Here is a 2643-nt window from a genome sequence, read left to right as displayed (position 1 = left end):
GTGTTCGGCGAGCCGATGACTTCATGATGCCTCCTTCTTCGAATGCTTGGTGCGTCGTACCCGATTGCGCAGCTGACTGATTTGTTCGTCTGAGAGCTCGATCTGCCATGGCTGACCTTTGGCTAACTGACGACCTGCCAGCAATCCGCGCGCAAGATAATCGAAAACTGTTTGCGGGGTTAATCCAAGCTCAGCCGCTGCCCCCTGAATCGAGAAGCTGCCGTCGGGCCAGCGCCTGGGATTCTTGTCCACGCCGTTGATCTTGACGGTGGGAATGCCCCAGCGGGTGCGCAACAGCCAGACATTCTCGCCTTTGAAGGCGCAGCCTCGGGCCGCGACGAAGCCTTCTTGATTGAGTATTGCCGCGATCTCGGCATCCATTTTTTGTTCAGCATTCAGCTCGACGATCCGTTGCCGCAACCGATCAATGTCGATGTAATTGCGGTAGGTGTGAACGCGCCGTTGCACGTGATGCTCGCTGGTTGCACCGGTCTGCCAGACGATCTTGAGCCACACCTGACCTCGGGTCCGCTTCTGATCAAGAACGACTTCGCGGATCACAAATCGCAGAATGCGCTTGCGATCGGCTGCCGACGTGGTGGCCGCGTTCCAAATCCGCGGCAGGTTCTCGCCGAGCGCTTGTAGCCCTGCGCATTCCGCCGGGCCAATCAGAAGCGGCTCTTGCCCGCGCCAACGCGCATGCTCCTGCTCGACCGCCTCTGCGACACGCAGCCTCTCTTCCCAAGCCCGCTCAAGTGAGCGCGCCACAAGACGGTTCTCGGGCTCTACGGCGTCATACTGGCGCCGAGCGCGCTCGGCCTCGTAGCGGGCGCGCTCCACGCGAAGCGCCCACTGGCGCTCGAGCTGACGGCTCTCCTGCTCCAGTTGGCCCGCGGCTGCGAGTGCGATCTCAATCTGATCCAGCACCAGGGCGTCGAGGACTACCCGTTGGACCAAGGCATCAACCGCTAAGGCCCGGACTTCCTGGCACAGTGCACTGCCTTCCTGATCCCGATCCGACCGGCAGCAATAGACCGGATAGTCGGCATTCGGGCCCGTGTAGCGCATGCTCATGCGCCGTCCACAACGACCGCAGACCGCAATTCCTTGTAACAGGGCTGCCCCCTTGCGTGGCACGCCAGCGTGTCCTGCCTCAAAGTGGGCGACGTTATCTGCCAGTCGCCGCTGGTTGGCCATGAACTCCTCCCAGCTGATATAACCCGGGTGAGCAGAGCGGAGGCAAACCGCCCAGTCGGCGATCGCCACCTTGACCGTTCCCGTCAGCGATCCCGGCCGGCATCGGCTCGGATCCTTTTGCCGTCGGCCATAAACGTACGCCCCAGCATAGGCCGGATTTTGAAGGACGCTAAGGACGCGTGCACTATCTGGCGCCCGCCAGACGATCTCATGTGGAGATGGTCCAAGCAGCGGTCGAACCGGCAAGGACAGTCCGTTCCTGTCCAAGTAACGCATCACACGGCGGGCGCTTTGCAATTCCTGGAATTTGGCAAAAACGAGATGAAGACGGGCCTGCACCTCCTCATCAGGATTGAGAATAATTGTGCCGGCGCGATCATAGGCGAGCCCGGCTGGCAGGGGCAGCCGCAGTTCGCCCCGCGCCGCCTTCTGGCGTTCCCCTTGGTGAAGGCGCATCCGAAGCTGATGCAACTCCGCCTCGCTCATGATGCCGGACAAGCCCAACAGCAGGCGGTCGTGGTAGGCGCGCGGATCGTAAAGCCGCTCGCCATCCGCAATGAGCACACCGAACACCGAGCACAGTTCGAGCAACTGATGCCAGTCCCGGTTGTTGCGGGCCAAGCGCGAAGCGTCGAGGCTCACCACAAGACCGGCGTTGCCAAGGCCGATCTCGGCAATGAGCTTCTGGAAGCCATGACGATCCACACCGCCAGCACCGGATTTGCCCAGATCCTCGTCAATGACCTGGACGCGCTCCGGCGGCCAGCCCAGACCGATGGCGCGATCGACGAGGCGGTACTGCAGCTCCGTGCTCTCCTGATGCTGGCGCACCTGGTTCACGGATGACTGCCGTACGTAGACATAGGCCAACTTGGCTCGGTGCGCAGTCGTGAGCCGCTCGTCAGCGACGTTCAAGCTGATCAGCACGACCCAGTCCCCTTCCGGGCGTGCCGGGAACCGCTTGCATCCGCCGGAGCAGCGTGGCGAGGATTTGAGCGATCTGGGTTTGCGTCGCGGTCGACAGATTCGGCCACAGGCGCGGAATGTCGTCCGTCGGACGGCCGGGTGGATTTGCCAACGTCGGCATGGGTCGATACGCAACGCGACCTGGAAGCGGTCGGTGGGTCATCGCGAATCACCTTCTCGTCAAGAAGGCTCAGACTCGCGCTCAAATGTTGCATCAATGGGATCAGCGTACGTGCGCTGATGCGCGGCAGATCGGCGGCGTTCGGACCAGAAGTTATTGTCTCGGCAAGATCGGTCGACGCGATGCGAACCGCCCGCGGCCGGCCGTCCGGCAGCGCGACAACGACATAGGCGGGACCGCGCCCCGACCGCTCCTTCAGCACCTCAACCCGGTGCCCAAAAAGAAAATGATGCGGGTCAGTGATCGTAACGTGAGACACGACCCGCTCGAGAATAGGGGTACTTCGACGTGTTCGGTGA

At 62.1% G+C, this 2643-nt stretch carries 1 protein-coding gene; it reads right to left on the bottom strand.

Annotated elements, in window-relative coordinates; genetic code table 11:
* Positions 1 to 21: 21 nt before the first annotated feature.
* Positions 22 to 2124, bottom strand: coding sequence for a recombinase family protein (locus tag K359_RS0147615; RefSeq protein WP_029085216.1), 2103 nt, complete (start codon positions 2122 to 2124; stop codon positions 22 to 24).
* Between the last annotated feature and the right edge of the window lie 519 nt (positions 2125 to 2643).

This window comes from Bradyrhizobium sp. th-b2 (assembly GCF_000426785.1).
Classification (GTDB): Bacteria; Pseudomonadota; Alphaproteobacteria; order Rhizobiales; family Xanthobacteraceae; genus Bradyrhizobium; species Bradyrhizobium septentrionale.
The sequence above is the reverse complement of the archived record's forward strand: the minus strand, read 5'-3'. Positions and strand labels throughout refer to the sequence as shown.